Genomic DNA, 2,500 nt, shown 5'->3' on the forward strand with positions numbered 1-2,500 from the left:
GATGATCATTGGCAATGGGAACGATCAAGTCTATCGAGCTATTAGTAACGGTAAGCTTCACAAGTTGCCTTGCTTCCACACCCGTCCTATCAACGTGGTCGTCTTCCACGGCTCTCAGGGAACACTCGTTTTCAGGTGGGTTTCCCGCTTAGATGCCTTCAGCGGTTATCCCTTCCGTATATAGCTACTCTGCTATGCCGCTGGCGCGACAACAGATCCACCAGAGATACGTCCATCCCGGTCCTCTCGTACTAGGGACAGATCCTGTCAATATTCCTACACCCACGGCAGATAGGGACCGAACTGTCTCACGACGTTCTGAACCCAACTCACGTACCGCTTTAAATGGCGAACAGCCATACCCTTGGGACCTGCTCCAGCCCCAGGATGCGATGAGTCGACATCGAGGTGCCAAACAACCCCGTCGATATGGACTCTTGGGGGTCATCAGCCTGTTATCCCCGGCGTACCTTTTATCCGTTGAGCGATGGCCCTTCCACGCGGGACCACCGGATCACTATGACCGACTTTCGTCTCTGCTCGACTTGTCAGTCTCGCAGTCAGGCGGGCTTATGCCATTGCACTCGACGACCGATTTCCGACCGGTCTGAGCCCACCATCGCGCGCCTCCGTTACTCTTTCGGAGGCGACCGCCCCAGTCAAACTACCCACCATACACTGTCCCGGACCCGGATGACGGATCGCGGTTAGACATCCACGAAGATAAGGGTGGTATTTCAAGGATGGCTCCACAAAGACTGGCGTCCCTGCTTCAAAGCCTACCACCTATCCTACACATGCCTTGGCGAATGCCAGTGTAAAGCTATAGTAAAGGTGCACGGGGTCTTTCCGTCTGACCGCAGGAACCCCGCATCTTCACGGGGAATTCAATTTCACTGAGTCTGCGTTGGAGACAGCGGGGAAGTCGTTACGCCATTCGTGCAGGTCGGAACTTACCCGACAAGGAATTTCGCTACCTTAGGACCGTTATAGTTACGGCCGCCGTTTACTGGGGCTTCGATTCAAAGCTTGCACCTCTCCTCTTAACCTTCCAGCACCGGGCAGGCGTCAGACCCTATACGTCGTCTTGCGACTTCGCAGAGCCCTGTGTTTTTGATAAACAGTCGCTACCCCCTGGTCTGTGCCACCCCTCAATACTTGCGTAGAAAGGGGTCACGCTTCTTCCGAAGTTACGCGTGCAATTTGCCGAGTTCCTTCAACGCAGTTCTCTCAAGCGCCTTGGTATGCTCTACCTGACCACCTGTGTCGGTTTCGGGTACGGTCTATAATGGCGGAGCTATTTCCTGGAACCGCTTCCCTGCACAATCAATCCAGTAAGATTGTACAAGTTACGCGATCCGTCACTACCGCCAGGCCCACGATTATTAACGTGGTTCCCATCGACTACGCGTTTCCGCCTCATCTTAGGGGCCGGCTAACCCTGCTCAGATTAACTTTAAGCAGGAACCCTTGGTCTTTCGGCGAGGGAGTCTCTCACTCCCTTTATCGTTACTCATGTCAACATTCGCACTTCCGATACCTCCAGGAGCCCTCACGGGTCTCCCTTCACAGGCTTACGGAACGCTCCGCTACCACGTGGATAAATCCACATCCTCAGCTTCGGTGCATGGCTTGAGCCCCGTTACATTTTCGGCGCAAAGACCCTTGACTAGACCAGTGAGCTGTTACGCTTTCTTTAAATGATGGCTGCTTCTAAGCCAACATCCTGGTTGTTTTGGGATCCTCACATCCTTTCCCACTTAGCCATGACTTGGGGACCTTAGCTGGAGGTTAGGGTTGTTGCCCTTTTCACGACGGACGTTAGCACCCGCCGTGTGTCTGCCGATTAGTACTCCCGGGTATTCGGAGTTTGGTTAGGATCAGTAAGACGGTGAGTCCCCATAGCCCATCCAGTGCTCTACCCCCCGGGGTATTCGATCGACGCTCTACCTAAATAGATTTCGCGGAGAACCAGCTATCTCCAGGTTTGATTGGCCTTTCACCCCTAGCCACAAGTCATCCCAATCTATTGCAACAGATGCGGGTTCGGCCCTCCAGTTGGTGTTACCCAACCTTCAGCCTGCTCATGGCTAGATCACCTGGTTTCGGGTCTAATGCAACTAACTGAACGCCCTGTTCAGACTCGCTTTCGCTGCGCCTACACCTACCGGCTTAAGCTTGCTAGTTACACTAAGTCGTTGACCCATTATACAAAAGGTACGCAGTTAGCCTTTCGGCCTTCCACTGTTTGTAGGCAACCGGTTTCAGGTTCTATTTCACTCCCCTCGTCGGGGTGCTTTTCACCTTTCCCTCACGGTACTGGTTCGCTATCGGTCATGCACGAGTACTTAGGCTTGGAGAGTGGTCTCCCCATGTTCAGACAGGGTTTCACGTGCCCCGCCCTACTCAAGGACATTGAGTGTTCTACGTCTACGGGGCTATCACCCATTCTTGCCAGGCTTTCCATCCTGTTCGACTTTATTGCTCAATGCCACTGGCC

1 rRNA gene (cut by a window edge) is annotated in these 2,500 nt (G+C 53.5%); it reads right to left on the reverse strand.

Features of this window, described 5'->3' with window-relative positions:
- Positions 1-20: 20 nt before the first annotated feature.
- Positions 21-2,500: ribosomal RNA gene (locus M2360_RS26685) — 23S ribosomal RNA — on the reverse strand; it runs 313 nt beyond the window's last position.

The sequence above is a fragment of the Rhizobium sp. SG_E_25_P2 genome, assembly GCF_029892285.1.
Lineage (GTDB): Bacteria > Pseudomonadota > Alphaproteobacteria > Rhizobiales > Rhizobiaceae > Rhizobium_E.